The organism is Serratia sp. Ser99 (assembly GCF_024519545.1).
GTDB lineage: Bacteria > Pseudomonadota > Gammaproteobacteria > Enterobacterales > Enterobacteriaceae > Serratia > Serratia liquefaciens.
Genome location: NZ_JALJRT010000001.1, coordinates 57,243 through 83,776, shown reverse-complemented (window position 1 = coordinate 83,776; position 26,534 = coordinate 57,243). Strand labels below are relative to the sequence as shown.

General features: G+C 56.2%; 28 protein-coding genes. 13 read left to right on the top strand and 15 right to left on the bottom strand.

From position 1 onward, the window contains the following. The first annotated feature begins 57 nt into the window (after positions 1-57). Together NR114_RS00420 and NR114_RS00415 are read left to right on the top strand one after the other, a co-directional pair. A complete protein-coding gene (locus NR114_RS00420; protein ID WP_256813857.1) occupies positions 58-1,083 on the top strand; it encodes a MerR family transcriptional regulator in 1,026 nt (341 codons plus the stop codon). 198 nt (positions 1,084-1,281) lie between these two features. Continuing rightward, positions 1,282-1,818: a GNAT family N-acetyltransferase gene (locus tag NR114_RS00415; RefSeq protein WP_256813856.1), complete on the top strand. Its 537-nt coding sequence runs from the start codon at positions 1,282-1,284 to the stop codon at positions 1,816-1,818. Between the two features lie 219 nt (positions 1,819-2,037). Here NR114_RS00415 and NR114_RS00410 read toward each other — a convergent pair whose 3' ends face one another. The 5 genes from NR114_RS00410 to NR114_RS00390 form a co-directional block, all read right to left on the bottom strand. Beyond that, the gene (locus NR114_RS00410) at positions 2,038-2,958 is read right to left on the bottom strand and encodes a DUF808 domain-containing protein (protein WP_046374213.1); all 921 of its coding nucleotides are present in this window, start codon (positions 2,956-2,958) and stop codon (positions 2,038-2,040) included. Positions 2,959-3,216: 258 nt separating this feature from the next. Continuing rightward, entirely contained in the window at positions 3,217-3,714 is a 498-nt protein-coding gene (locus NR114_RS00405; RefSeq protein WP_020825763.1) for a heme-binding protein, read from the bottom strand. Between the two features lie 159 nt (positions 3,715-3,873). Next, positions 3,874-4,494 carry a response regulator transcription factor gene (locus tag NR114_RS00400; RefSeq protein WP_020825762.1) on the bottom strand — a complete coding sequence of 207 codons (621 nt, stop codon included), beginning with the start codon at positions 4,492-4,494 and terminating at the stop codon, positions 3,874-3,876. After that, positions 4,494-5,813 carry a sensor histidine kinase gene (locus tag NR114_RS00395; RefSeq protein WP_046374216.1) on the bottom strand — a complete coding sequence of 440 codons (1,320 nt, stop codon included), beginning with the start codon at positions 5,811-5,813 and terminating at the stop codon, positions 4,494-4,496. The genes NR114_RS00400 and NR114_RS00395 overlap by 1 nt, the downstream gene beginning before the upstream one ends. 65 nt (positions 5,814-5,878) lie before the next feature. Further along, a complete protein-coding gene (locus NR114_RS00390) occupies positions 5,879-6,283 on the bottom strand; it encodes a VOC family protein (RefSeq protein ID WP_187962492.1) in 405 nt (134 codons plus the stop codon). 82 nt (positions 6,284-6,365) lie between these two features. On the opposite strand from NR114_RS00390, the gene NR114_RS00385 reads away from it, so the two are divergent. Continuing rightward, positions 6,366-6,821, top strand: a complete 456-nt coding sequence (locus NR114_RS00385; protein ID WP_176983696.1) for a GNAT family N-acetyltransferase — start codon at positions 6,366-6,368, stop codon at positions 6,819-6,821. A gap of 35 nt (positions 6,822-6,856) precedes the next feature. Here NR114_RS00385 and pbpG read toward each other — a convergent pair whose 3' ends face one another. The 3 genes from pbpG to NR114_RS00370 all read right to left on the bottom strand — a co-directional run bounded on the left by pbpG (position 6,857) and on the right by NR114_RS00370 (position 10,044). Beyond that, positions 6,857-7,786: a D-alanyl-D-alanine endopeptidase gene (pbpG, locus tag NR114_RS00380; protein ID WP_020825758.1), complete on the bottom strand. Its 930-nt coding sequence runs from the start codon at positions 7,784-7,786 to the stop codon at positions 6,857-6,859. 162 nt (positions 7,787-7,948) lie between these two features. Further along, on the bottom strand, positions 7,949-9,052 hold the full coding sequence (locus NR114_RS00375; RefSeq protein ID WP_256813855.1) for an adenosylhomocysteinase: 1,104 nt from the start codon (positions 9,050-9,052) through the stop codon (positions 7,949-7,951). 47 nt (positions 9,053-9,099) lie between these two features. Beyond that, on the bottom strand, positions 9,100-10,044 hold the full coding sequence (locus NR114_RS00370) for a GlxA family transcriptional regulator (protein WP_256814032.1): 945 nt from the start codon (positions 10,042-10,044) through the stop codon (positions 9,100-9,102). Between the two features lie 91 nt (positions 10,045-10,135). Between NR114_RS00370 and NR114_RS00365 the strand changes: the two genes are divergently transcribed. Beyond that, a complete protein-coding gene (locus NR114_RS00365; RefSeq protein WP_256813854.1) occupies positions 10,136-10,816 on the top strand; it encodes a DJ-1/PfpI family protein in 681 nt (226 codons plus the stop codon). 50 nt (positions 10,817-10,866) lie between these two features. Further along, the gene (locus tag NR114_RS00360) at positions 10,867-11,430 is read left to right on the top strand and encodes a DedA family protein (RefSeq protein ID WP_256813853.1); all 564 of its coding nucleotides are present in this window, start codon (positions 10,867-10,869) and stop codon (positions 11,428-11,430) included. Positions 11,431-11,432: 2 nt separating this feature from the next. On the opposite strand, the gene NR114_RS00355 is transcribed toward NR114_RS00360, so the two are convergent. Next, the gene (locus NR114_RS00355) at positions 11,433-12,059 is read right to left on the bottom strand and encodes a LysE family translocator (protein WP_130015935.1); all 627 of its coding nucleotides are present in this window, start codon (positions 12,057-12,059) and stop codon (positions 11,433-11,435) included. A 75-nt stretch (positions 12,060-12,134) separates the two neighbouring features. Then, positions 12,135-13,028: a LysR family transcriptional regulator gene (locus NR114_RS00350; protein ID WP_020825752.1), complete on the bottom strand. Its 894-nt coding sequence runs from the start codon at positions 13,026-13,028 to the stop codon at positions 12,135-12,137. Between the two features lie 128 nt (positions 13,029-13,156). Here NR114_RS00350 and NR114_RS00345 point away from each other — a divergent pair, with 128 nt between their 5' ends. Then, entirely contained in the window at positions 13,157-13,594 is a 438-nt protein-coding gene (locus NR114_RS00345; protein ID WP_048761278.1) for a PACE efflux transporter, read from the top strand. Positions 13,595-14,040: 446 nt separating this feature from the next. Then, positions 14,041-15,504, top strand: coding sequence for an L-asparagine permease (ansP, locus tag NR114_RS00340; protein WP_041414311.1), 1,464 nt, complete (start codon positions 14,041-14,043; stop codon positions 15,502-15,504). A 155-nt stretch (positions 15,505-15,659) separates the two neighbouring features. Here the strand turns inward: ansP and NR114_RS00335 are convergent, their stop codons facing one another. Further along, positions 15,660-16,439, bottom strand: coding sequence for a 2OG-Fe(II) oxygenase (locus NR114_RS00335; RefSeq protein WP_046374223.1), 780 nt, complete (start codon positions 16,437-16,439; stop codon positions 15,660-15,662). Between the two features lie 113 nt (positions 16,440-16,552). On the opposite strand from NR114_RS00335, the gene NR114_RS00330 reads away from it, so the two are divergent. Then, positions 16,553-17,455 carry a LysR substrate-binding domain-containing protein gene (locus tag NR114_RS00330; protein WP_256813852.1) on the top strand — a complete coding sequence of 301 codons (903 nt, stop codon included), beginning with the start codon at positions 16,553-16,555 and terminating at the stop codon, positions 17,453-17,455. 15 nt (positions 17,456-17,470) lie between these two features. Here NR114_RS00330 and NR114_RS00325 read toward each other — a convergent pair whose 3' ends face one another. Further along, entirely contained in the window at positions 17,471-18,325 is an 855-nt protein-coding gene (locus tag NR114_RS00325) for an ATP-grasp fold amidoligase family protein (RefSeq protein WP_048761268.1), read from the bottom strand. Positions 18,326-18,479: 154 nt separating this feature from the next. On the opposite strand from NR114_RS00325, the gene NR114_RS00320 reads away from it, so the two are divergent. Together NR114_RS00320 and NR114_RS00315 are read left to right on the top strand one after the other, a co-directional pair. Next, the gene (locus NR114_RS00320) at positions 18,480-19,772 is read left to right on the top strand and encodes an oligosaccharide flippase family protein (RefSeq protein WP_116690974.1); all 1,293 of its coding nucleotides are present in this window, start codon (positions 18,480-18,482) and stop codon (positions 19,770-19,772) included. 97 nt (positions 19,773-19,869) lie between these two features. Beyond that, positions 19,870-20,913: an FAD-binding oxidoreductase gene (locus NR114_RS00315; RefSeq protein WP_256813851.1), complete on the top strand. Its 1,044-nt coding sequence runs from the start codon at positions 19,870-19,872 to the stop codon at positions 20,911-20,913. Positions 20,914-21,024: 111 nt separating this feature from the next. On the opposite strand, the gene NR114_RS00310 is transcribed toward NR114_RS00315, so the two are convergent. Then, positions 21,025-21,870 carry a DMT family transporter gene (locus NR114_RS00310; RefSeq protein ID WP_256814031.1) on the bottom strand — a complete coding sequence of 282 codons (846 nt, stop codon included), beginning with the start codon at positions 21,868-21,870 and terminating at the stop codon, positions 21,025-21,027. Positions 21,871-21,960: 90 nt separating this feature from the next. On the opposite strand from NR114_RS00310, the gene NR114_RS00305 reads away from it, so the two are divergent. The 3 genes from NR114_RS00305 (at position 21,961) to NR114_RS00295 (ending at position 24,514) form a co-directional block, all read left to right on the top strand. Continuing rightward, the gene (locus tag NR114_RS00305) at positions 21,961-22,899 is read left to right on the top strand and encodes a LysR substrate-binding domain-containing protein (RefSeq protein WP_116690976.1); all 939 of its coding nucleotides are present in this window, start codon (positions 21,961-21,963) and stop codon (positions 22,897-22,899) included. A 200-nt stretch (positions 22,900-23,099) separates the two neighbouring features. Then, on the top strand, positions 23,100-23,861 hold the full coding sequence (locus NR114_RS00300; RefSeq protein ID WP_116690977.1) for an arylamine N-acetyltransferase: 762 nt from the start codon (positions 23,100-23,102) through the stop codon (positions 23,859-23,861). Positions 23,862-24,247: 386 nt separating this feature from the next. Continuing rightward, entirely contained in the window at positions 24,248-24,514 is a 267-nt protein-coding gene (locus tag NR114_RS00295; RefSeq protein WP_020825741.1) for a hypothetical protein, read from the top strand. Between the two features lie 40 nt (positions 24,515-24,554). Here NR114_RS00295 and dusC read toward each other — a convergent pair whose 3' ends face one another. Together dusC and NR114_RS00285 are read right to left on the bottom strand one after the other, a co-directional pair. Beyond that, positions 24,555-25,490, bottom strand: a complete 936-nt coding sequence (gene dusC, locus NR114_RS00290) for a tRNA dihydrouridine(16) synthase DusC (RefSeq protein WP_234529437.1) — start codon at positions 25,488-25,490, stop codon at positions 24,555-24,557. A gap of 80 nt (positions 25,491-25,570) precedes the next feature. Then, positions 25,571-26,530 carry a D-2-hydroxyacid dehydrogenase family protein gene (locus NR114_RS00285; RefSeq protein ID WP_234529438.1) on the bottom strand — a complete coding sequence of 320 codons (960 nt, stop codon included), beginning with the start codon at positions 26,528-26,530 and terminating at the stop codon, positions 25,571-25,573. Between the last annotated feature and the right edge of the window lie 4 nt (positions 26,531-26,534).

Sequence of the window (26,534 nt, the reverse complement as noted above, 5' to 3'; positions counted from 1 at the left end):
ACCCTCACGCTACGTCAGGTTTTAGTATCCCGGAACGCACAAGGGAGGAGCACACCGATGTTATTGAAAGTGGGCGAACTGGCCCGCCGTTCCGGCATTACCGTCCGGACGCTGCATTATTACGACAGCATTGGCTTGCTGGTTCCTTCTGCGCGTTCCGACGCCGGGTATCGGTTATACAACCGGGCTGACATCACTCGCTTGCACCACATTCAGGCATTGCGCCGAATGGGCGTCTCGTTGGCAGAGGTCGGGGCAATTTTGGCGCGTTCGGGGATGGCGCTCACTTCGGTGATACAACAGCAAATCGTCATGCTGGAGCGGCAGTTGGAACAGACCGCCGCGCTGCGCGATCGTCTGCAGCATATGCATGCTCAGCTCACCGCCGGAGACGAACCGGAACTGAACGACTGGCTGACTACGTTGGAGTTAATGACCATGTACGATAAATATTTTACCGCAGACGAACTGGCCCAATTGCCTTTCTATCAGGCCGACCCGAGCCGCAATCAGGAGTGGGCCGAGTTGGTCAGCAGCATGCGCCAGTTGATCGATGGCGGCGTTGAACCGCAAGCGTTGCAGGCTCAGACGCTGGCGCGTCGTTGGATGCTGATGCTGGAACGCGATACGGCGCGTAATCCGGCGTTTCTCACCCGACTCAACGCCATGCATGCCGATGAGCCCGCGATACGCGAACAAACCGGCATTACCCCGGCTATGACCGACTATGTGACCCGGGCATTCGCCGAAACCAAGCTGTCAATCTACCAAAAATACCTGTCGGCGGAAGAATACGCCCATGTGCGCCAGCACTACTTTACCCGCCTGCAGGAATGGCCGGCACTGATCGCCCAGTTCCATCAGGCGCTGAATGAGGGCATACCGCCAGAGTCAGCGCGGGCAAAACAGCTGGCAGCCCAATGGCTTGAACTGTTCCAGTCCTACGCCGGTCCCCACCCAGCCACCCAGATGAAAATCCGCCAGGCCATGGAGCAGGAACCGACGCTGACGGAAGGCACCTGGCTGACCCCGCCGCTATTACGCTACCTGCAGCAGGCGGTGGCGCACTTCATGCGCGGCTAGCCCGGTTTTTTCCCACGTCCGAATGCTGCTCGCAGCGGCTCCCGGCGCATGGCGAAGATCGTCATGCGCCATTTTTTCGTTTCGCGGATGGGTATAACTTTTTTTTATCTTCAGCATAAGAAAGCCCAATTTTCCTTGTCGCCAGGCGCGGCGCATAATGCGCTTATCTTCTGATTTCCAAGGTAAACATGAATCACTATGCCCCACACCGCTCCGCTGATCCTCACCGACGCTACGCCGGACGACATAGCCGCCATCCAACAGATTTACGCCCATCACGTGTTATTCGGCGCCGCTTCGTTTGAAGAAACGCCCCCCACGCAGGAAGAAATGCGGCAGCGGCTGGGCAAAGTGCAAGAGGCCGGGCTGCCCTGGCTGGTGGCCAAGCGGGGTCATCTCGTCGTGGGCTACTGTTACGCCACGCCTTATCGACCGCGTCCAGCCTATCGATTCACCGTGGAAGAATCGGTATATATCGCCGAAGGGCAACAGGGTCAGGGCATCGGCAAAGCGCTACTGATCGAGCTGATTGCCCGCTGCGAGCAGGGGCCGTGGCGCCAAATGTTGGCTGTCGTCGGCAATGCCGGGGAAAACCATGGCTCGCTGACTTTGCATCAAAAACTGGGGTTTGGCAGCGTGGGGACGCTAAAGGCGGTCGGGTTTAAATTGGGTAAGTGGCGCGACACCCATATCATGCAGCGTGCGTTAGGCGCAGGTGGCGACAATCCCCCCTGATGGGCTTGCAGCGAGCAATTTGCGAATTATCGACTACAGTAAATAATGATTTCATCAGGTTAGCGAAAACTCGCGCCGTCATTCAAATCAATTGGGAGAGACGAATGAAAATCATTCTGTGGATTGTCGCTATTATCTTTATCGTTGGCCTGCTCACCATCACCGGCGTGTTCAAGCTGATCTTTTAAATGACCCCGCGCCGAAAGGCGCGGGATTAGCTTAGGCCTTTAAACGTCCCCGGATCGCCCCCAGAGCCGAAACCACCAGCAGGACTACGCCGCCGGCAACCAGACCAAACACCACGTTGAGCAAGGCGGGAATCACGCCCTGCAGGATCTGACCGAAGGTTGGCACCACGGTGGCGTACGACGCCCAGTCCTCAAACAAATGATGCACCGGCGGCAAGCCATGGGTCAGGATACCGCCCCCGACCATAAACATGGCGATGGTACCGACTACCGACAGGGTCTTCATCAGATAAGGTGCCGCACTGACAATACCGCTGCCGATTGAGCGGGCCAGCGCACTGCTTTTACGGCTCAGATACAACCCCAGGTCGTCGAGTTTGACGATGCCGGCCACGATGCCGTAAACCCCCACCGTCATCACAATCGCGATACCGCACAGCACAATCACCTGCTGGCTGAAGGTCGCCCCGGCCACGGTGCCCAGAGTAATGGCAATAATTTCGGCCGACAGCACAAAATCGGTGCGGATAGCTCCTTTCACCTTGCGTTGTTCATAGGCCGCCACGTCTTCATTGGCGTTCAGCGCCTCTTTATTCTCTTCCCCATCCTGTTTTTTGTGGGTCAGGCTGTGGAACACCTTCTCGAACCCTTCGTAACACAGGTAAGCCCCACCCACCATCAGCAGCGGCGTGATCGCCCAAGGAGCAAATGCGCTGATCAGCAACGCCAGCGGCACCAGGATCGCCTTGTTGATAAACGAGCCCTTGGCCACGCTCCACACCACCGGCAGCTCGCGATCGGCCTTTACGCCGGTGACCTGCTGCGCGTTAAGTGCCAGATCGTCTCCCAATACCCCGGCGGTTTTTTTCGCCGCCATCTTGGTCATCAGCGAGACGTCGTCCAGCAGTGAGGCAATATCGTCGATTAAAGTCAGTAAGCTACTTCCAGCCAAAGTGGTTCATCCTTTTCATATTCACGAGTCACGATCTCTTCGTCGAGATTCATACTACAACATTAATGATTGTCGATTTGCTAATGAATATTTTAGTGGAGAAATAACGATTGGGAGGAGAGACGGGGGATAAACAGAAAGTATTGCTGGATGATTGCCCAGGTGGTTGCAGCAAATCATCCAGTGGGTGAAAGCGTATAGCCGTGCCGGTCATCAGGTTAACGCCCCCTAAGAAGCGGCGGTAACCGTTAAAAAAGATCACCCGGCATTCAGGCTGCTCTGGTTATTTTTCAAGGCTTCCAGCGCGCACTGCTGGTCAAGATCCCCGCCCGGTGCCCCACCAATGCCAATGGCACCGATGACCACGTCCCCAGATTTCACCGGTACGCCACCTGCCAGCAACAGGAAGCCCGGGATATCGCGCAGGTTTGCCGCCCCTGGGTTAGCCTGAGCATTCTTCATCACGTTTTCCGTCGGGTTTTTGGTGCTGAGGGCGGTAAACGCCTTCATGCGACTGGCTTCGATCGTATGCGGACCGGCGTTATCCATTTTCTTGATGACAAGCGGGGTACCGGCGCGATCGACCAGCGTGACGGCGACGTTATAGTTTTTCGCACTGCAGGCCTGAATAGCGCTCTGAGCCAGTTTATCGGCCAGGTCGAGGGAAAGGTTTTTTTCACTGAGAACGCCACCGGCCATGCTGGCGAACGACGTCACGCTGCTGAGTAAAATGATGCTTGAAATGATGATTTTCATACTGGCTTGCTCCTTGCTTGTCCCTTGTGGATATCAGGAATAGTAAAAGGTGCAGCCGCAGCACACTATTGGCGTGATTACCTACGCGATTAAGTAATTTTACCTAGAATGCCCTTGGGACGGGACTTGCGCCCCATTTTCATCAATAACAAAGCGTTTTTACATTTTTTTCAGCAGCGCCAGCTCGCCATATTCGTTCATCAGTTTGGGCAAAGAATTGACGTCCAGCTTGGCGAAGATATTGGCCCGGTGGGCCTCCACAGTGCGCGGAGACAGTGCAAAAACGCGAGCGATCTCCTTGCTCGAATTCCCCTGCATAATGTGCTCAAAAATATCCTGTTCGCGAGCAGTCAACGTAGCCAGCCGGTGTTGCATCAGGCGTATTTTTTGTTGCCGCTCCTGCAAGTTCTGCTGCTGTTCCAATGCGCTGCCGACCACTTCGAACAGTAAATCGGCGTCGATCGGTTTGGTCAGGAATTCGAAGGCGCCGTTTTTGAAGGCCCGGCGGCATAAATCAATGTTCGCGTGCCCGGTCATGATGATCACCGGGATCGCCAACCCTTGCCGTTGCCATTCCTCCAACAGCGTCAGCCCGGTTTTGCCCGGCATCCTGATATCCAGCAGCAGACAGCCGGTTAAACCATGCAGCTCACCGACGCCTTGCTGAAACGCCAGCGCACTGCTGTAAGTACGGGTTTGCCAACCGACGGTACCCAGCAAGGCGCTAAGCGAGGAGAGAATGGCCGGTTCGTCGTCAATAAGGTAAATGGTTTGGTTCATCATCTCTCCTCAGGGTGTATCGGTAACCAGAGTCGGAAGCAGGCCCCTTGCCCGACAATATTCGTCGCTTCGATGGTGCCGTTAAGACGTTGGATCAGCGTATCCGTCAAGGCCATCCCCAATCCTATACCCTGGGCGCGCGTGGTGAAAAACGGCATAAATACATGCTGCAGAGCCTGTTCCGATAGCCCTGGGCCACCGTCAGTCAGGGTTAAAGCAATCCCCTCGTCGGTCGCCGTGGCTGCCAGGTTGATCCAAGCCGTCCCGACAGCATTATTTTCTTGCGCCTGAATCGCATTGCTGGCGATGTTGTGCAGAATTTGCTCTATCCACAGCGGCGGAGCAAACAGCCTGGGCAAATTGTCAGGAATGCTGCTGTTAATTTTGACTTTATTGCCCCGAATTTCATTGTCCAACAGCGTCCTCACCCGGGCCCAGAGTGCGCCCAGCGCGACGGGTTGATAATCGACTCGCTCACTGGTCAGCTTCTGACGAAATTGCTGCAGTAATGCGTCGGTGCGCTTGATTTGAACCACGGCGGCCTCAAGCAACTGCGGCAGTTGTTCGGTGTGCTGTTGCCGAACCAGACGCAAGGCCGTTTGGTTGTAACTCAAAATCGCGGTGAGGGGCTGGTTAAGTTCATGCACGATACCGGCGGTCAGTTCGCCCAGGGTATTGAGCCGTGTGATTTCGGCGTAATGGGCACGCAGATCGGCGATATCTCGCCGCCGACGGTTGGTTCGATATTGGTTAATCAAGTAAAGCACCAGTCCCCAGAACAATGCAGGGGACAGGATCAGGGGCCAGGGCAGCGTAGCCCAGTTCGGATCGTCACCGGCGGCCAGCACAAAAGGCTGCGACTGGCTGGCTATCACCTTTTCCCATTGCCAATAGTAGGAAGCCTGCGCCGCCCCGCGCTCAAATAAGGTCTGACCGTTCCAACGTACCACCAGGTGCCGGAAGCCGTTTTCTCCCACCAATTCGTTCATCAATTGGTTCAGATCGATCAACAACGACTGGTTACCGGCATTGAGCCAGTAGCGCCCATTTTGTTCCACTACGATGAGCCGTCGCGGTTCAATACCAGGATGAGAACGCCAATGGATGATTTGCGGAAAGATCCTCTGCACTTCCCGGCTGTATTGGCTGGCCGGCAATAGCGGAATGATGGCGTCGTGCTGTGAAAGCTTCACCGTCACGTCGCGATAAAGTATACGAAAATCAGCGCTTTTCTCTTCGTACTGCTGCTGCAAAAAATAGGCTGTCAGCCCGCCGCTGGAGAGCAGAGCCAACGCTAACCAGCCCATTATCTTGAACATACCCATCCATCCCTGCGCAAATTTTCTGAACGCTTAAATACCATAAAAGAGCGGGTGCGGGTATCTCAGCCGGCATCACCGGCAGGCACGTTCAGTTGCCAGGACAGGCCAAAGCGGTCGTTCAACCATCCGAAGCGCGCGCCGAAACCATAATCATCAATCGGCATAAGCACCTCGCCGCCCTCTGCCAAGCGGGCGAAGATCCTTTCAAGCTCCGCCTCGGTGGCCAAGTTCACATGAAGCGAGACCGCCGGGGTAAAGCTGAAGTCATGGCTGACCGGGCTGTCAATAAACACCAGATTATGCCGATCAAAATCGATGGTAGCCTGCTTGATCCGTCGCGGACCGCCATCGCGCTCATCAAAATGCAGCAGTTGCTGAACCTGGAAACCGGCAAACAGTTCGCTATAAAGATCTATCGCCTGTTGGGCCTGGCCCTGAAACATGACAAAGGTAGAAACGTGGCTCATGGGATGCTGCCCTCGCGTGCAATATGGTATTAATTGATGATAGCGGATGGATACGCCTTCACGGCGATTGAAAGGAGGAAATATGACCGTCATCCACCGTCAGGCCCAATTGAGCGATCTTGCCGGCCTGCAGGCGCTGTACAGGGAGTTACGCCCGCAGGATCAGCCACTGCGCCCGGATAATGCCCAGCGTACTTTGCAACGCCTGCTCGACAACCCGGCGATTCGTCTGGTGGTCAGCGTGGTCGATGACCAACCGGTGGCGACCTGCATGCTGGCGATGGTGCCGGGGCTGGTGCATCAGGGGCAACCCTTCGGCATCATTGAGCACGTGGTCACTGCTCAGGCGCATCGCGGACAAGGTATTGCTTTAGCGATGCTTGAATACGCATTGCAACTGGCATGGCGGAAAGGTTGCTACAAAGTGATGCTGCTCTCCGGTCAACAGCGCACCGGGGCACATCAGCTGTATCTGCGCGCCGGGTTCGACGGCGATCGGGAGCGGGGTTTTGTGATCCGGCGTCCTGAGGGACGGTAACGGCCTGCGAACAGCTCCGCAGGCCACAGCATCGATTATTCGGTTTCGTTCTTCGCCAGACGGGCGTCTTTCTGACGACGGTAGTCACGGGCAGCGGCAGGGATTGGCGTCACCTTACCGGTTTCGATCCAACTGCGCAGACGGTTGGCATCGGCGAAGTGGGTATACTTGCCAAAGGCATCCAGCACCACCAGCGACACGGAATGACTGCCGATCATGGTGCGCATCGCCAGGCAGTGTCCCGCTTCGTTAGTGAAGCCGGTTTTGGTCAGCTGGATGTTCCATTTCGGGTTGTATACCAGATGATTGGTATTGCGGAACGGCAGGGTATAGTTCGGATCCTTGAAGCTCGCCATGCGTTCGGTGGTGGTGCTGAGCTGGCCAATCAGCGGATATTGCTTGGTAGCGATCAACAATTTGGTCAGGTCGCGGGCGGTAGAGACGTTTTTGATCGACAGCCCGGTCGGTTCCACATAACGCGTGTTGGTCATGCCCAGCGCCCTGGCTTTGGCGTTCATCGCTTTGATAAATGCACCGTACCCACCCGGGTAATGATGCGCCAGACTGGCGGCAGCACGGTTTTCCGACGACATCAGCGCCAACAGCAGCATATCTTTACGGCTGATCTCACTGTTCAGCCGTACGCGCGAATAGACCCCTTTCATCTCCGGCGTCTGGTGAATATCTACCGACAGCATTTCATCCAGCGGCAGATGGGCGTCCAGCGTCACCATTGCCGTCATCAGCTTGGTGATGGAGGCGATCGGCACCACTTCATCCGGGTTGCGGGCATACATCACCTTGTGGGTCTGCATATCCACCACCATGGCGCTGCCGGAAGCCAGCTCAGGCTGGGCGGCCCGGGTGACGGCGTTATTTTCGCTGGCCAGCGCGCGCGGCGCGAAGCCTGCCCCTGCCTGCAAAGCGAGCAGGGCTAGTACCAAAACACGTTTTTTCACATGCATTACTCTGTCACTGAAGAAGATGAAGGTCTTATTTGGCCGAATTATATGTGAGGGTTCTCCCATTGGCACTGGGATTATGTCAGCCGATTTGTGACAAATTCTGTCGGAGAGATAATTGCGCAAACCGCGAGCGCTCTGGGATGAACGCCCGCGTTGAAAAAGTTACAGTGCCGGTTGCCAGGCCGACTGCGGCAACAGGTACAACCCAGGGGCCTGGCGTGCGCCGTCCCCGACGATATGGCCAATGCCTGCAGCCATCACCGCCAGCGTCACATCGAAGGCATTCAGGCTGTCGCCGTAGCCCGCCGTCAGGTTGAACATTGAACCGTTGGCCAACAAGTACAACTGTTTGTCGCCAAGTTGGTAGGCATTTACAAACGGCATAGGCTCGCTGTGCGGCAGGTTCTGCAGGAAACCGACGTCAATTTCCGCCGTTACATGGCCGACGTTGAGGATGAACACCCCGTCTTTCGCCTGCTGCAGATGCTGCGCTGACAGCACGTTTTTTGCCCCGGTTGCCGTGGCAATTACATCGGCCTGGCCGACCGCACTGGCCAAATCAACGACCGCCCAGCCGTCATAACGCGCCTGCAGCGCACGCGCCGGATCGATTTCCGCCACGATCACCTGGCCGCCGTAAGCTTTCGCCGCTGCCGCAACGCCCTGCCCAACCAAACCATAGCCAATCACCAGCACGCATTTCTCATGCAGCGTCAAATGGGTGGTCTGGAAGAAGGTGTGCCAGGCGGTCAAGCCGACCATGTGACGGTTATGCAGCCCTTCTTTTACCGGCAAATCGTCCCAGTTAAAAATAGGATAGCGCGGTGCCATACCGTTCAGTCGACTGATGCCGGAACCTGTCGCTTCCAGCCCGGCGATAATCTGCGGGCCGTCGGCAGACTGGTGCAGGCGGGTAGTCAGATCCGCCCCCATTTCGCACAGCTGGGTAGGCCCCCAGGCCAGCGCGCGGTCAAACGATGCCGACCAATCGGCGTCGCTCATGTCGCGCCAGGCGTGAGCCTGTGCCCCACGGCGTTCCAGCCAGGCGACCACGTCATCCTGCACCGTGGTCGGGTTGCAGGTGGTCAGATAGATGGCAGCGCCCTTATCCAACAGACCCGCCACCAGCGGGGCCATTTTCAGATCCAGGTGCATATTGCACGCCAGACGCACGCCGCTTAAATCCGGCAGTGCAGCAACGGCCGCCCGGGTACGCGGCATGTGGCGCATCGCCCAGTTCAGCTCACTTTCAAAATCCTGATACATCTGTCGCTCCTCTACTGCGCCGCGCCACCGGGGCACGGCAGAATGATTTAACCGCTGCGGCTCAGGCGCTTTATCGCCTGTGGCGACAGGCCAAACAGACGGATGAAGGCCCGCCGCATACGCTCCGGGTCACTGAACCCGACGGCGCGGGCGATGCTCTCCAGCGCTTCGTGACCTTCTTCAATCCTGACCCTGGCGGCCTCGACTCGCAATTGTTCAATCACCTTGGCCGGCGTCTGGCCGGTTTCGGCGCGGAACAAGCGGCCAAACTGCCGCTCGCTCAGACAGGCGGCGTCCGCCAGATCGCCCACCGTCAGCGTATGATGGAGGTGTTCGCGAGCATAAGAGAGCGCGTTGCGAATGCGATCTGAAGACGGGTTGAGCTCCAGCAGCAAGGAATACTGCGACTGCCCGCCCGGACGGCGGTGATACACCACCAGTTGCCGCGCAACGCTGGCCGCCAATGCGCTGCCGAGATCTTCCTCGACCATCGCCAGCGCCAAATCGATACCGGCAGTGATGCCCGCCGAAGTCCAGATCGCACCGTCGCGGATATAAATACGATTGCTGTCGACGCGGATACGCGGATAACTCTGTTGCAGCCGTGCGGCATGGTACCAATGAGTAGTCGCGCGCTTGCCGTCCAGCAACCCGGCAGCCGCCAGTATAAATGCGCCGGTGCACACGCTGGCCATGCGCCGTGCCTGCCGGCTTTGCCGGTGGAGAAACGCCAATAGCCCCGCCGACTGGGTGGCGACGACGTTGCCGCTGCCTCCGGCAATCAATAGCGTATCAAGGCGATGTTCGCCAAACGGCTGAGTGAGCACTTCCACACCCGAAGAGCTCGCCACGCTGCCGCCCCGCTCCGAGAGCGGCAGACATCGGTAGGCCTGGGTCGCCGTAAACTGGTTGGAATTATCAAAGGCCGCCAATGGCCCGGCGAAGTCGAGCAGATTAAAGCCGGGGAAGACCACAAAGCCGATATTTTTCATCATGGCGCTTTTTGAGGGTTATCCGTCATATCAGCCAAAAACAGGGCCGCTATTATGACCCAAAGCAAATGACAAAACTGAGGCGAATATCATGTCTGAACCATTAGTGATTGTTTTTCCGATCTATCAGGGCGTCACCCAGCTGGACTTTACCGGGCCACTGCAGTTCTTGCGACACATGCCGGGGGCCGAAATTGTCGTGGCCTCCGTCGGTGGCGCAGATATCAGCGCCGAAGGATTGCACTTTACCCAGTTGCAGAAGCTGGAAGAAGTCGCGCGTTGCGACGTGCTGTGCGTACCGGGCGGCGCCGGCTGTACCCAGGCGCTGGAAAACGACGCCTTCATGAGCCAGATCCGCCGTCTGGGACTTGATGCCCGCTATCTGACCTCCGTGTGTACCGGTTCGCTGATCCTGGCCGCTGCCGGTTTGCTGCAGGGCAAACGCGCCGCCTGTCACTGGAGCATGCGCGAAAGCCTGGCGCTGTTCGGTGCCCTCCCCAGTCATGCCCGGGTAGAGCGTGACGGTAACGTCATCAGCGGCGGCGGCGTGACTGCTGGCATCGATTTCGCCCTGGCATTAATCGCCGAATTGCACGATGAGGAAACCGCGCAAATGATCCAACTGTATCTGGAATATGCGCCGGCACCGCCTTTCCAGGGAGGGACGCCGGAACTGGCGCCGGCGCATGTCCTGGCCCGGGTTCAGGCGCAAATGGCCGACAGTTTGCGGCAACGTCGAGCGTTGGTGGCGCAGATTGCCGCCCGCGGCTAGCGCACAGGGCGTATACTTCACCTTATGTGTTAAAGACATAGGGGATCAGAATGGCGGATTTAGCCCACTACATTACGGACTACGGTTATTGGGCGCTGTTTATCGGCTGTCTGGCCGAAGGCGAAACCATCACGCTGCTGGGCGGCATTGCGGCACATCAGGGACTGTTACATCTGCCTTGGGTTATTGCGGCGGTGGCGTTGGGCGGCACGCTGGGGGATCAACTGCTGTTTTTCCTGGGCCGTCGCTTCGGCGGACGGGTCATTTCACGCATGAAAAGCCAGGAAAAACGCATCGAACGCGCCAGAAAGCTGATCGCACGCCACCCAATGCTGTTCGTGATTGGCGTACGTTTTATGTATGGCTTCCGCATTATCGGCCCGGTTCTGATCGGCGCCAGCAAGCTGCCGCCGTCGCGCTTTGTACCACTGAACATTTTGGGCGCCATCCTGTGGGCGACAATCTTTGTGCTGCTGGGCTATTTTGGTGGCGAGGCGATCGGCCGCTTTATCTCGGGCTTCGACAAAAGACTCACCAGCGTGCTGTTCTGCGCGCTGGTGATCGCCGCCATTCTGCTAGTACGGTTTTGGTGGCGCCGTCGGCATGCCGATTAAGCTTATCGGTTCAGCATCAGTTTCACACCGAGCAAGGCCAACACTCCGCCGCCTACCCGATCGAACCAGGCTTTAAAACGCAGGTAGGCGCGACGCGGACGTGGTGATGACAACACAAAGGCCACGAAGGCATACCAGAGGACGTCAACCGTCAGGGCGATCACCGGCAGAATAATGTACATCAGCGGCGAGATTTTATGGCTGAGCAAGGCGGCAAACACGCTGCCGAACACGATGGCGGTGTTCGGGTTGCTCAACTGGGTCAATAGCCCCGTGGTAAAGGCCTTGCGAAAGCCCAGAGACTGCGCGCCGACGGCCTCCACGTTCAACGGTTGACTCGCCCCACGCAGCATTTTGAACGCCAGGTAGACCAGGTAAGCGCCCCCCAGCACTTTCAGCGTGGAGTACAGCCATGGCAATGCCAACAGCAATGACTGAAGCCCCAACAGAGCCACCAGTGCAAAAATAAAGCACCCGACGCCCATACCCAGCGCCACTGCCATACCGTCGCGGCGCGACGATGCCACGGCCGTACGCGCCACCAGAATAAAGCTTTGGCCCGGACTCATTGCCCCCAGCGCAATGGCGCCAGTAATGCTCAATACCGATAATGCCGTCTCGCTGATCATGCTTTCCGCCCCCTCGTAAATGCCACGGTTCAAAGTAGCCCAGTGATGAAAACAAAAGCAATACGGCCGCCGGGATTATTCCGCCTGCGACGCGTCGCGCATCAGGGCCACCAGTTCGCGCGCGGCCTTATCCAACGGTCGGCTTTTCAGCCAGACAAGGTGTATCGGCAATCGCAGCTCATTTTTGGTGTTTTTAAATTTCAGCCTGATCAACCGCCCCTGAGCTAACAATGGTGCGGTCAGCGATAGCGGGAAATTGCCCCACCCCAAACCCGCCTCGACCATGTTCAGCGCCATCGGCAGGCTGTCGGTGCGCCAGTAAGATTCCGCCACCCGCGGCCGCAGATCGGCGATCGGCAAATCACGGCTGGCCACCATTATCTGCCGCACGTTGACCAAATCCTCGAGGAACAGCTCATCCGGCGCCCCCTGCAACGCCGGGTGCCGTGGCGAAAGCATGGCAACCAGCGATTCCGCGCCGACGAAGTGAAACTGTTCCTGGCTGTTGATGTTTAGTCCGCCAAATGCCAGGCAAACGTCGACTCGCTCTTGATGCAGCATATGCACCACGTCATCCTGCGGAGCGGTCAGCACTTCAATATTCAGCAGCGGATAGCGCTCCGCCAGCGTGTTGATCGCCGTCAGCAGGCCGCTGCTGTTGATGTCCGAGGCAACGCCAATCGACAAGGTGCTCTCCAGCCCTTGCGACAGTTCGATAGCGTGGTTCTGCAACTGCTTAAGCTGTTCGGCTATCAGTCGCGCATGGGGTGCCAGGGCCAATGCCAACGCGGTCGGCACCGGCTCGCGGTGCGAACGATCAAACAGTTGAAACCCCAGTTCCGCCTCCATATTGGCGATCCCCATACTCACCGCCGAAGGTACGCGGCGCAGCGATCGGGCCGCGGCGGAAAACGAACCGCGATCCAGTACCGCCAGAAATAGCTCAATATTGTCGCTGGAAAAATTCATTGCGCCTTCCTGTCAGTAAAACTGACAGCTCCTGACTTTTTCTATCAATGTGATTGACGTTATCTTACCCGCCAGACGGCAAAAGGTCACCCGGCCACAAAGCCAAGAAATCAGTCAGGAGATGAGTAATGCAAGGCGTTAAACGCAAACTGGTGTATGTCACCGCCTATGAAATTATCGGCATGGCGATCTCAGCGCTCGGGCTGGCGCTGCTTTCCGGCAGCGCCCCCAGCAGCACCGGGCCGCTGGCGGTGATCATTACCACTATCGCCGTCACCTGGAACTTCATCTACAACTCGCTGTTTGAGCTGTGGGAAAGTCGCCAGGCCTCACGCGGCCGTACGCTTAAACGCCGTATTCTGCACGCCATAGGCTTTCAATTAACGTTAGTGGTTTACCTGATCCCGCTGATTGCCTGGTGGATGGGAATTACGCTGTGGCAGGCGCTGCTGCTGGATATGGCCCTGATAGTGATTATCCCGTGCTACACCTTTGTGTTTAACTGGGTGTTCGACAAGGTATTCGGCCTGCCGACTTCGGCTCTGCCGGCCGGTGAATCCGCCTAAAAATCGGCCAAATATCTCCGTTTATTATCTCCCGCCTGCGGACAATATCACCACAGGTTGGGAGGTCTTATTATCCCCTCCTTTCACCTCACCCATTAATAAGAAAAATTCCCTGTAGTTTGCACGGTAATTATTATTATGTGATTTTAATCACTTTTTATTCCTCGATATTTCCGTCTTGATAAAATCAACCATCTTATTGAATAATATATTCTTTTATATATAGAACAAAAAACAAACACACTTGTTCACGATTTATACGCAGGATTTTTTGCCACATTTACTGAGAAAAGGTAGCATGCTTCGCCGTTATTTCGTGGCGGCTTGTATACACAATAAACAGCAGATTGATGCCATGACCTCATTCTCATAACGATTGTCCATAGCAATCGTTTGCTCTGAAGCCAGAGCAGGGTAATTCCATAGACAGGTAAACAGGACGGATAATGCAATCAAATAAAAAGTCTGCGCATGACAAGCACGCAGCCAGAAGACGATGGTTAGACTCCCATGAATCCGGTTATCACAAAAGCATGGGCAATCGACAAATACAGATGATCGCTATCGGCGGTTCAATCGGTACCGGCTTGTTCCTCGGTACCGGTGGCCGTCTGGAATTGGCCGGCCCGGCACTGGCGTTGGTATATCTGGTGTGCGGTATTTTCTCTTTCTTCATTCTGCGCGCATTGGGCGAATTGGTTCTGCATCGCCCGTCCAGCGGCAGCTTCGTGTCTTATGCCCGTGAGTTTCTCGGCGAAAAAGCCTCTTACGTCGCCGGGTGGATGTATTTCCTCAACTGGGCGATGACCGGCATCGTCGATATCACCGCGGTGGCGCTGTACATGCACTACTGGGGCACCTTCGCCGACGTCCCGCAATGGCTGTTCGCGCTCTGCGCCCTCGGCGTGGTTGCCACCATGAACATGATCGGCGTGAAGTGGTTCGCCGAAATGGAGTTCTGGTTCGCCCTGATCAAAGTCGTCGCCATCGCATTGTTCCTGGTGGTGGGGGTCGTGTTCCTCGGCACCGGTACCCCGGTGGCCGGCAACACCACCGGCCTGCACCTGATTACCGAAAACGGCGGCATGTTCCCGCACGGGCTGCTGCCAGCGCTGGTGTTAGTGCAGGGTGTTATTTTCGCCTTCGCCGGGATTGAGCTGATCGGCACCGCCGCCGGTGAGTGTAAGGATCCGGCCAAAATGATGCCAAAAGCGATCAACAGCGTGATCTGGCGCATTGGCCTGTTCTACGTCGGTTCGGTGGTACTGTTGGTGCTGCTGCTGCCGTGGAACGCCTACCAGGCGGGCCAAAGCCCGTTCGTTACCTTCTTCAGCAAGCTGGGCGTGCCTTATATCGGCACCATCATGAATATCGTGGTGCTGACCGCAGCACTTTCCAGCCTCAACTCCGGCCTGTACTCCACCGGCCGTATCCTGCGTTCACTGTCGATGGGCGGGTCAGCGCCGAAATTCATGGCTAGAATGAGCAGCCAGCAAGTACCTTACGCCGGTATTCTGGTGACCTGCGGCATCTATGTGATTGGCGTTTTGCTGAACTATCTGGTGCCTTCGCGGGTGTTTGAAATCGTGCTGAACATCGCTTCGCTGGGCATTATCGCCTCATGGGCGTTTATCATCGTGTGCCAGATGCGTTTGCGTAAAGCCGTACGCGAAGGCCGCGCCCAGCCGGTATCATTCAGAATGCCCGGCGCGCCCTTCACCTCTTGGCTAACGCTGGCATTCCTGCTGGCGGTCGTCATCATGATGGCGTTCGACTACCCGAACGGCACCTGGACTATCGCCACCATTCCGGTGCTGGCGGTGCTGCTGACGCTGGGCTGGTTCGGCCTGCGCAAGCGGGCTCAGGAAGTGAAGCTGGAACAGCAGGCTCACGAAGAAGCCCACCACTGAGTCTCTTAACTGCCCCTTTCGGGGCAGTTATTCGTAGTAGGGGCGCTGCATGCCGCGCCCTACCGCATAATCAATCGGTTAAATCGGGTCGAACATGTTCGCCCCCTATCGGTTAACCCTTATGCGGGCTTGTCAGCCCCCTGAATTTTTTATTCTTAGAGTCGGCCGTAAAAGGTCATTCTGGCGCTCTCCGACAGCGCGATATCCGGCTGGGCATTGTAGGCCAGCACCACCAGCATGCGGGTGGTATCGCCTTCGGTTGGCGTGACGCGGTGCATGGCATTGCGTCCCCGGAACAGCACCAAATCCCCCTCTTCGATCGCCAAGGTCTTAACCGCCCGTTCGCCGTCCAATACCTGCGACACGCCAGCGTAATTCATCTCCCCACGATCGGCATCCCGCAGGTTTTCCACGTACTCGAATTGCCCACCGGCGCGCGGTTTCTGGATCAGCAGCGTGATGGCAAACGACGAATTGTCAAAATGCCAGCCCAGCTCCTGCCCGCGATGGGCATAATGCAGATTGATTGAAGACAGCCGATCGGCGTAAGGATACAGCTGTTGTTCTTGCAGTACCGCACAGAGGAAATCGCGGAAGGATTGCGCATCGTACAGCGTACGCAGCGGCGACTGCGCCGGGATATCCTCGTCGGTAATACACCCCTTGGAAGAAACCACCAGCCGGTTGCGTGGGTGATCGGCCGGCAAGGCGTCGTCCTGCGGCTTCAGGTAGACATTGTGCTTGCTGGCGGCATAAAACGCCGCAGGGCTGTGCTCTGCCCCCTCCAAACGCACCGTCGCCAGCGCCGCGGCGGTCAAAAAGCCGGGTAGCACCAGCGCCCCTGCCGCATCCAGCGTCGCCCGGCAACGGGCTTGAAAGGCAGCATCGCCAATCGGGTTGGCGGATAAATCAATGATATGAGCAAGTTGCTGCATGCTGAACTCCTGAGGGCATAAGGGCCGGATAACCTCACTGTAGCGAATGTCGGATTGCCGTAATAACAAAAATGCGTTAAGGATGAGCTAACCAATTCTTAGCGATAGCCACCATGAACGCACCTTCCCGCAGCCGCCTGCCCAAACTGAGCGCCATTCTGGCGTTTGAAACCGCTGCCCGTACCGGCAGCCTGGCCAGAGCGGCAGACAGCCTGGCGCTGACCGCCGCCGCCGTCAGCCAGCAGATCCGCCAGCTCGAGCAGCATCTGGGTATCACACTGTTCATTCGCGCCAAAAGCGGCGTGACGCTGACTGAACAAGGGGCGGATTATCTGGCCTACGTGCAGCAGGCGTTTGAAACGCTGCGCGTGGCGCAACAGCATGTCGATCGCCAACGGGGCCAAGAGGCATTGACGATTTTTGCCTTGCCGGCCCTGGCGTCAAAATGGCTGAACCCGGCCATCGGCAAGTGGCTGAATCAGCATCCGCAGATGGATATTCGCCTGCACGCCACCCACGCCGAGGTCGATTTTGCCGCTTCAACGGCGGATTTTGCCCTGAGCTTTGGCGATCAGGACTATCCATTGATGGAAAAAGTGCGGCTGTTTCAGGACTGCGTGCAGCCGGTGTGTAGCCCGCAGTTACAGAGGATCGGCGACTGGACTCAACAGCCGCTGATTCAGGTGGATTGGGGAAAGGAGAGCCAGTTTCTGCCGGGCTGGCATGAGTGGTTCAGCGCCGCCGGGTTACCACCGCCGCAGCGGCGCGGCCTGACTTATAATCTGACCTCGCTGGCGATTGACGCCGCGGTTGAGGGCCACGGCGTTTTACTCGGCCAGCAGCAGCTGATCCAGCGTGAACTGGCTCAGGGAACCCTGGTGCCGCTGGCAGAACCGACGCTACCGCTGAGCAAGCCTTACTATGTGGTCTACCCGCAACGCGCGCTGGACAAACCCAAAGCCGCCGAATTTCTGGCGTGGCTGCAAAGCATCGCACCGGCGGACAGCGCGCGGTAAGCGGCGTCGCAATGTTTACCCGTCTTTGGACATCATCTCGCCCAGCAGCAGATTCGTCGCGCGCGGCAGATAAACTTCGTTGCCTGCGCCAGGCGTGAGCGTCAGTTCACCAATGTAGATCTGGTCGCGAGTGAGATAAAAATCGACGCGGCAATAATCCAGATCTGCCGAGACCGCTTTCGCCACCTGGATCATTTCATCCCAAAACGCCGGTTTCTGGTTCAGCGTATTGATCTGCGGAATGTCACCCTGGGTGAAAAAACAATGGTGGGCATATTCGTCCAAAAACTCCAGCGAAGTCGGCTCTGGCCCGCCACGTAACAACTCAACGAATAAATAAGAGTATTTGCCGTTAAACACGTGCACTTTGTAATCTATCAGCTCACCGTCGCATTCAATATCCAGCAGCTCCTCAACAATAATTTTCTGCGGAATATTAGCGTAGTGTTTTTCTCGAAATCTTTTCCAATAGGTTATTCCAGACCATTCGCTAAGAATTTTCGTAATATCCTGATAGGTGACCTTACTTTTATCTTTAACTATCTTGACCTGCTGAGAGGCATTATTGGTTTTGATAACAAATGATTGTGGCAAGGCCAGGTAGTCCCGTTCGCTAAAATTATCGGTAATCATGATAATGGGCGTTAGGTATTTATCTGAAACCCGCTGAGAAATATACTCTCTGACCGCCACCTTATCCGCTAACATACTGAAATCATTATGCGGGTAGCGCATGCGCTGATAAATCTTCTCTGAAAATGTTTTCGGGTTTTTGAAGCTAACCCAAGAGCCGTGGGCAAGATAATGGCTAACTTGGTAATAGATAAAATCGGGTGCGGCCCGATAGAGTCGTTTTGCGAGTTTTCTCATTCTTCTCTTTCTTCCATGAACATAGCATACGCAGGAATGCTTCTCACATTCCGATTATTGCATCTCAATTATAAAACCCTGCGGGGCATCCCTTACAATGGGTAAGGGAATAATCGGACGATTCCTATTATTAGAGGCGACAGGGAAAGTACCAATGAAATTAAAATTCATAGATATCAATATTGTGAGAAATGCGTTTTGGATGATATCCGAAAAAATGGTCTCTATTCTGGGGGTCATTTTCATTACCGCCTATATGGCGAAATACATTGGCCCGGAAAGCTTCGGCAAGATCACCTTCGCTACCGCTATTTTCGCCATTACCCAAACGCTGGCGCTGCTGGGCTCCGATACCGTGCTGTTCAAGCGGATTAGCCGCAACCCAGGTTCCGGAACCGCCCTGATGTTCTCCACCAATCGGCTGCGACAGGGCTGCTTTGTGCTGCTCTCTGCGGCAATATTGATTTACACCGGGTTGCGTGAAGATTTCATTACCTTCTATTTTTGCGCCGCCACCTTTATCGCCAGCTTCTTCTCGCTCAGAGACGTGTTCACCATTTATCACGACGCCCGGCTGGAATCACGCTTCAATACGCTGGCTAACGTAGCCGGGTTGGGCAGCGCACTGCTGGTGCGTTATCTGATTGTTTATCTTGATCTGCACCTGTATTTCCTGGCAATCCCGATCGTGATGGTTTACCTGATCCCCTATCTGATTCGCCACCATATCTACCACCGCCGTTATCCGCGCTTTGTCGCGCCAAAACGCGTACGGCGTAAATATGTGCGCTATTTGCTCGCCAGCGGCCTGCCACTGGCAGTATCCAATGTCTCCATTGCCATTTATACCCGGCTGGCGCAGCTGTTCCTGATGTGGTTCGTCTCGGCGCAAGCGCTGGGCATTTACTCGGTTGCCATCACCCTGGCAACCGCCTGGATGTTTGTTACCGATGCGGTGATCACCTCGTTTTTCGCCAAAATCTTCGCCTATCACCGCGATGACGCAATGCGCACCGCCGCCAAACTGAATGGGCTGGTGCTGGCCATCGCCGCCGCCATCGTGGCCGGTATCGTTTTGCTTGGCAAACCGGTCATCGTGTTGCTGTACGGGGAGCAATATTTGGCAGCCTATCCGGCGATGGGCGTCTTGGCGGTTTCAACGCTGCTTTCCGCGTTGGGCACCGTAGCCTACAAATACATTGTGCTCTTCTCCGGCTATGGCTTCCTGTCGAAGAAGATGTTTCTGGTGTTTATCATCAACATTCCGCTGTCGTACTTTCTGATCCGCCAGTACGGCATGATGGGCGCCGCTTATAGCACCCTGCTGACAGAGCTGTTGTCACTGACCCTGCTTAACTACTTCTTCCGCCGTGGCGCGGTATTGCAAATGCATCTGCGTTCGCTGAACCCCTGGACCTATATCAGACGCACTCAGCACGCAGGTTGAGGTTGGTAGGCTTCGCGGAGCAAAGCACATTTATCTGCATGAAACCGTTAATTTATGGGATAGTTTGTGCCCGGTACATGCGAGGTAGAACGTGGGTATGGATCTCTCTGACAGGCATATTCTTATTGTGGGCGCAGGCATTATCGGCGCGACCATCGCTTATCATTTGGCTCGCCGTGGTGTGAAGGTCACCGTCATTGACCAACACCACCCGGCATCAGGTGCCACCGGCAGCTCTTTCGGCTGGATCCACAGCACGGTGAGTGATGATGCGCCCGATGTCCTGCTCCGCCGTACGTCCGTGGCCGACTGGCATCGGCTGGAGAAAGAAGTGCCGGAGCTTTGGCTGCATTGGGCCGGCGCACTGAGTTACGACAGCGATTCATTGGCGGCTCAGGCCCATGAAAAAATGCTTGAGCAATCCGTGATCTCCCAGCTTGAACCCGCGATGAATAATCCGCCTCCACAGGCTTATTATGCAAAACAGGATGGCGCCGTTGACCCGATCGACGCCACCCACGCCTTGCTGGATACGGCTTGCCGCCTCGGCGCTGTATTAAAAACCCAGACGCCGGTCACCGGACTCGTCAGGGAAGGCAATGCCATTACCGGCGTTGACACCCTGCAGGGAACGTTCAACGCAGATTGTGTCGTGCTGGCCTGCGGAACGGGTATTTCCCCTTTGCTAAACGCCATTGGCATCTCACTTCCGATTAAAGCTTCGCCGGCAATTTTGCTGCGCTACAGCACGCCGGACCACGTCATCAATACCCTCATTTCAGGGGATGATATAGAAGTTCGCCATGCCCGCAACGGCGATATCCTGGCCGCTGAAGATTATCCGGCCGTTGGTGGTGCTGATGAGATGGCTTCCGACACCTTGGCGGCAATAGCCAAAAGGTTGAAAGGGACAGGATCCGCACGCCTGCTCAGCCAATCGGTGGGACAACGACCCGTACCCGAGGACAAATGCCCCGTCATGGGGTTTATCGGTGAGGTTACTGGGCTTTATGTGGCCGTGATGCATCCGGCGGTAACCTGCGCCGCCACGGTTGGAAGGTGGGTCAGTGAAGAACTGATCGACGGTAAAAACCGGGAAATCCCCGAGCGTTATCGACCCACGCGTTTTTGCGAAAAATAGCAGGCCACGCAGTAAAACCGGGCGAAATTCAGGGTTGGAATGAATATCGCCCGCTCAGATCATCAATGCAAACAACGGCCCAAATTAAAACGCTGCTGGTTATGGGTTAGGTCACTTCATATGCAGCACCAGGGCGCCAGCCAGTACCGTCAGCACGCCTGCCCACTGCAAGGCAGATAGCCGCTCGCGCAGTAACAACGCGCCGAGCAGTGCGGCAATGCCGCCAGACAGGGTGCTCAGCACCGTCACAATCGCCAGCGATCCGCTACCGGCCCCCATGGCAAATGCGCTAAAGCCCGCCAGACTCAGCAGACTGGCCAGCAACAGCACTCCACCCTGCCGCCAACTGGGCCGGGCCATCAATGCGCGTCGGTCAGTATTCAGCGTTAGCAGAGCCGTCAGCCCTACCGTATAACCAAGCCACAGGCTAAGGCTCGGCCCCAGCACCGGCAGCGTGTATTTCCCTTGTAACCAGAAACCGGTGCCATAACAAAAGGCGGCGATCAGCGCAAAGGTCACTGCGGGCAAAGTCGAGCGCGATCTGCCCGGCTGACGACCCGGGCTCACGGCAGTCAACATGACGCCCAGCAGACACACCGCCAGCCCTGCCAGGGTCAAAGCTCCCAGCCGTTCACCGCTGATCCACGATAACAGCGTAGTGACCGCCCCGTAGCTGGTAACCAGCGGCGCCACCATCGCCGCCTTGCCAATGGCAAAGGCCTGCGACAGCGCAAGCGTTCCCCCCACTGTCAGGCAAGCGGCCAGCAACGCCAGCCCCCAAATGGAAGCTGAAGCTTCTAACCAAGGGGCAGCAGTGGCCCATAACCACGCGCTAAAAATCACAAAGCCGATCGCCTGCGAGAAAAATACCGCCCTGCGCACCCCCACCGCTCGGGCGTTAATGCCAATCAAAAAATCCGTGCTGCCCCAGCACAGCGCGGCGGCCAGCCCCAACATTACGTCCACGCGATACTCCCGTCCGATTGTTGCCCCAAAAGTAAGCAAAAAATCGCTTGTGGAACATCGATAGATTGGCAATATGGTTGAATGAAACTCAAGCTGAACGCTCAACCTCGTCTGCCGTCGCTGAAAGCCTTGCATACCTTCGAGGTTGCTTCCCGCTGCGCCAGTTTTACCGAAGCGGCGGAAGAGTTGAACGTGACGCTGGGTGCGGTCAGCCGCCAGATACGTCATCTGGAGAACGAGCTGGGGGTGGAACTGTTTCACCGCAAGGGCAATGCGGTAGCGCTTAACGAGACCGGAAAAAGGCTGGCGATTGATGTCACTCGCGCGCTGACGCTGCTGCAAAAAGCCAGTGACCGCGCCCGGCCGGAGCAGCAGCAAACGCTGAAACTGACCTGTACCCTGGGGATCGCCAGCCATTGGCTGGCGGCACGTTTGCCGGCGTTACGCCGTGCCGATCCCGATGTTTCGCTGGTGTTGGATGCCAACGAAAGCTTACGCGATCTGGCCAGTGGTGAAGCCGACATTGCTATCCGCTATAGCCCCACGGACAACCCGCCGCCACACTCGCACGAACTCCTCGCCGATGCCTTCGCCCCGCTGGCAAGCCCAAGCTTTCTCGCCGCCTATTCAGCGCCGATCACCGCCGCTAACTTGGCATCGTTGCAGCTGATCCATTCGCCGTGGAAAGACGGGCATAAGCTCGGCGTTGCCGGTTGGCAGGACTGGTTTGCCGCCTTTGGCGAAGGCACCACCGCGCCACGCGGTATAATCACCTTTAACAGCGTCGGGCATGCGCTGCAAGAAGCCATCGACGGCAACGGCGTGGTACTCGGTAGCCTGGCGGTCGCTCAGGACGCCCTGGCTGCCGGCAAGCTGGCTCGGGTGTTTGGCGAAAACCAACAACTACCCGCAGCCTATCAATATCGCCTGTGCTGGGCGGACAGCGCGTTCGTCAGCACTACCACCCGCCGCTGGGTGAATCTGCTGCTACAGGCGGCCGGTAAACCCCCGGCGTTCTGACGCAGCACTTATTGCTCCCACAGATGCGAAAAATCCATCTATTTTATATATCCAAAATAATTCGAGTTGCATCGCGGCGACAACTAAGCGCATCTCCGGGAGCGTACAAACAGTACGTGACTGGGTAAGCGCAGGAAGTCAACAAAGAGGCAGCTTGAAGTATGAAAGATATAATCAAATTTTTTGCTGCGAGACAAACCGTGGACAGACAACGCTACCTGCAACATATTGGATTCGCAGGCATCCCCCAACCAGACCTCCTGACGCTGCAGCAATTACACCGCTGCCATATGCTGAGCGTGCCCTTTGAGAACCTGAGCATTATTTACCATCAGGGCATTGATCTGGAAGAACAGGCGCTGTTCAATAAAATTGTCGAACGCAACCGCGGCGGTTTTTGCTATGAGCTGAACCGGCTGTTCGCCCTGCTGCTGAAAGACATCGGTTTCAAGGTGAATTTTATTTCCGGCGAGATCCGCGCCCGCGACGGCAGCTTCGGCGCGCCCTTCGATCATATGGCGCTGATGGTAGAGCTGGATCAGCCGTATCTGGTGGACGTGGGGTTTGGTGACTCCTTCCTGACGCCCTTAAAGATAACCACCACCGAACAACAGCCGCAGACCAGCGGCACCTTCCATTTGGAACAGGAAGGCGAGACCTACTATCTGGAACGCCGCAATGGCGACAATCGCTCGCACGCCAAAACCCTGTACCGCTTTACCCTGCAAAAACGCGAGCTCAACGAGTTTGCTGACATGTGTGAATACCACAGCACTTCACCGCAGTCGCACTTCACCCAAAAACTGGTGTGTTCCCACGCCACAGAAAATGGCCGCGTGACGATCAGTGAGAACAAGCTGATTATCACCGAAGATCACCACCGTCGGGAGTCGACGTTGCATTCGGAACAGGAGCGCCGTGAAGCGCTGATGCGCTATTTTGGGATTGATCTGGACAACTGACGCTCTGAATTAGCTATGGCATGGCCCGGTGGCGCAGTATAAAAAGGGCTAAGCCGCCAGCAGGGAAATAACGCCCCTTTCAATAGGGGAATATTCCTTCTATTTTATAGCGCTACAAAAATTAAATATTTACGCTTTCCTTCCGCCATCAAAATATAAGACACAGACTATTGACAATTTAATTAACACCTATAAAAACGATTTAATAATGATAATTTATAAAATTTTACAATTGGCATATTATTTTGTTTATAAAGCAATTTTAACGATATGTATCCCACGATAATCAGTCATGGCAGCTCATAGCACTGATATATTTTTCCAGATAGGGTAGTCTTTATCTGGCAGTCGCAATTATTTAAACGACGTACCCCAAGGAGCTATGCATGAGTGACAATGAAAACAGCAAAACGCAGATTGATAATTTACGTGATGTGGTTTCTCAGCTGAAGGAAATGAGACACTATGCACAATCCAATACCGAGACGCTGTCTGCGCAATGGCTGGCTTTCGACCAAGGCGAATATAAACATAAGGAATTCGCTGGGGCGATTGGCGACCTGCTGAATAAACAGGGCGCCTGCCTTGAAGGGTTGGAAAAAACCATTCAGGATATCGAGATAGAAATAAATCGTCTCGACAGTGAGTCCTGATAATACGAATTTATGCTAACCCGCCTTAGGCGGGTTTTTGTTATTCCGAGCGGCAAATTACCCGGGCGATATCTTTTGAATTATTCAAGGTGCGCACTTCGCCGAACAGCTCGGTCGCCTCGTCATATTCCTTGCGTAAATAACCCAGCCACTGCTTGATGCGCGCCACGTGATAAAGGCCGGTATCGCCCTGCTTTTCCAGCTGAACATATTTTTGCAGCAGCTGCACCACCTGCGGCCAGGGCATGCGCGGTTCATTATACTTCACTACCCGGCTCAGGTTCGGCACGTTAAGCGCGCCGCGCCCCAGCATCACCGCATCACAGCCGGTGGTTTGCAGGCAATCTTGCGCACTTTGCCAGTCCCAGATTTCGCCGTTGGCGATCACCGGAATGGTCAGCCGCTTGCGGATCTCGCCAATCGCCGCCCAGTTGATGCGTTCCGCCTTGTAGCCGTCCTCTTTGGTGCGGCCATGCACCGCCAGTTCGGTGGCGCCCGCCTGCTGGACCGCGTCGGCAATTTCGAAACTGCGGCTGTCGCTGTCCCAACCTAACCGGACTTTTACCGTGACCGGCAAATGATCCGGCACCGCCGCACGCATCGCTTTGGCCCCCTGATAAATCAGCTCCGGATCTTTCAGCAGCGTCGCGCCACCGCCGCTGCCGTTGACCAGCTTGGACGGGCAGCCGCAGTTGAGATCGACGCCATAGGACCCGAGTTCAACCGCACGGGCGGCGTTTTCCGCCAGCCACTGCGGATATTGGCCCAGCAATTGGATGCGCACCAGGGTGCCGGACGGCGTGCGGCTGGCATGATGCAGTTCGGGGCACAGGCGATAGAAAGATTTGGCGGGTAACAGCTGATCGACCACGCGCAGAAATTCGGTGATGCACAGGTCGTAGTCGTTCACTTCGGTGAGTAACTCACGCACCAAAGAATCGAGAACGCCCTCCATCGGAGCCAATAATACGCGCATGATTACCCCTGCTAAAAAAGACGCGCAATGATACGGGCGAATACCCGCATCAGACAAGCATCCAGGGGAATAAAAGCCGGCTAGCTCAAACGGCGTATCGGTTCATTGGCGAGAAACGCCACGATGTCTTCGATCGCTTCGCGGAAATAAATGCCATAGTTATCATCCGCCACGTAGCCCAGATGCGGCGTCGCCAACACATTGGGCAGACGGCGGAAGATATCGTCGAGCGGCAGAGGCTCGACTTCGAACACATCCAGCCCGGCCCCGGCTATCCGCTGGTTCTGCAAGGCGTCAATCAACGCAGCGCGGTCGACAATGGCCGCACGTGAGGTGTTGATCAGGTAAGCGGTTTTTTTCATTGCCTGCAGCTCCTGCTGGCCCACCAGCCCGCGAGTGCGTTCACTCAGCACCAGATGGACGGAAACAAAATCGCTTTGTTCAAACAGCGCCTGTTTAGATTCCACCAGGTGAACCCCCTGCTGCGCGGCTTTTTCCGCCGTCAGATTTTGGCTCCAGGCCACCACACGCATGCCAAAGGCCTGCGCGACCACCGCCATCTGACTGCCAATCTTGCCCAGGCCCATCAGCCCCAACGTTTTCCCTTGCAGCGTCACGCCCAGCGCCTGCTGCCAGGGGCCGTTATTACGCAGCCCGGCGTTTTCCGGCACGATATGCTTCGCCAGCCCAAGCAACAGCGCCCAGGTCAGCTCCATCGGCGCGGCCGAACCGCTGGCGGTACCGCAGACCACAACGCCACGTTGCGCCGCCGCGGCCAGATCAACAGACGCATTGCGCATACCCGAGGTGATCACCAGCTTCAACTTAGGCAAACGCACCAACAGCGAGGCCGTGATTGGCGTGCGCTCGCGCATGATCACCAGAATGTCGCAATCCTGCAGGTGCACGGCCAACTCCGCTTCGTCGGTAAAATGCTGGCTCATGGCGAATACTTCTACCCGATCGGCAATAGCCGACCAGTCCGCCATGCCAAGCGCCACCTGCTGATAATCATCAAGAATTGCACACTTCAATTTCATCTTC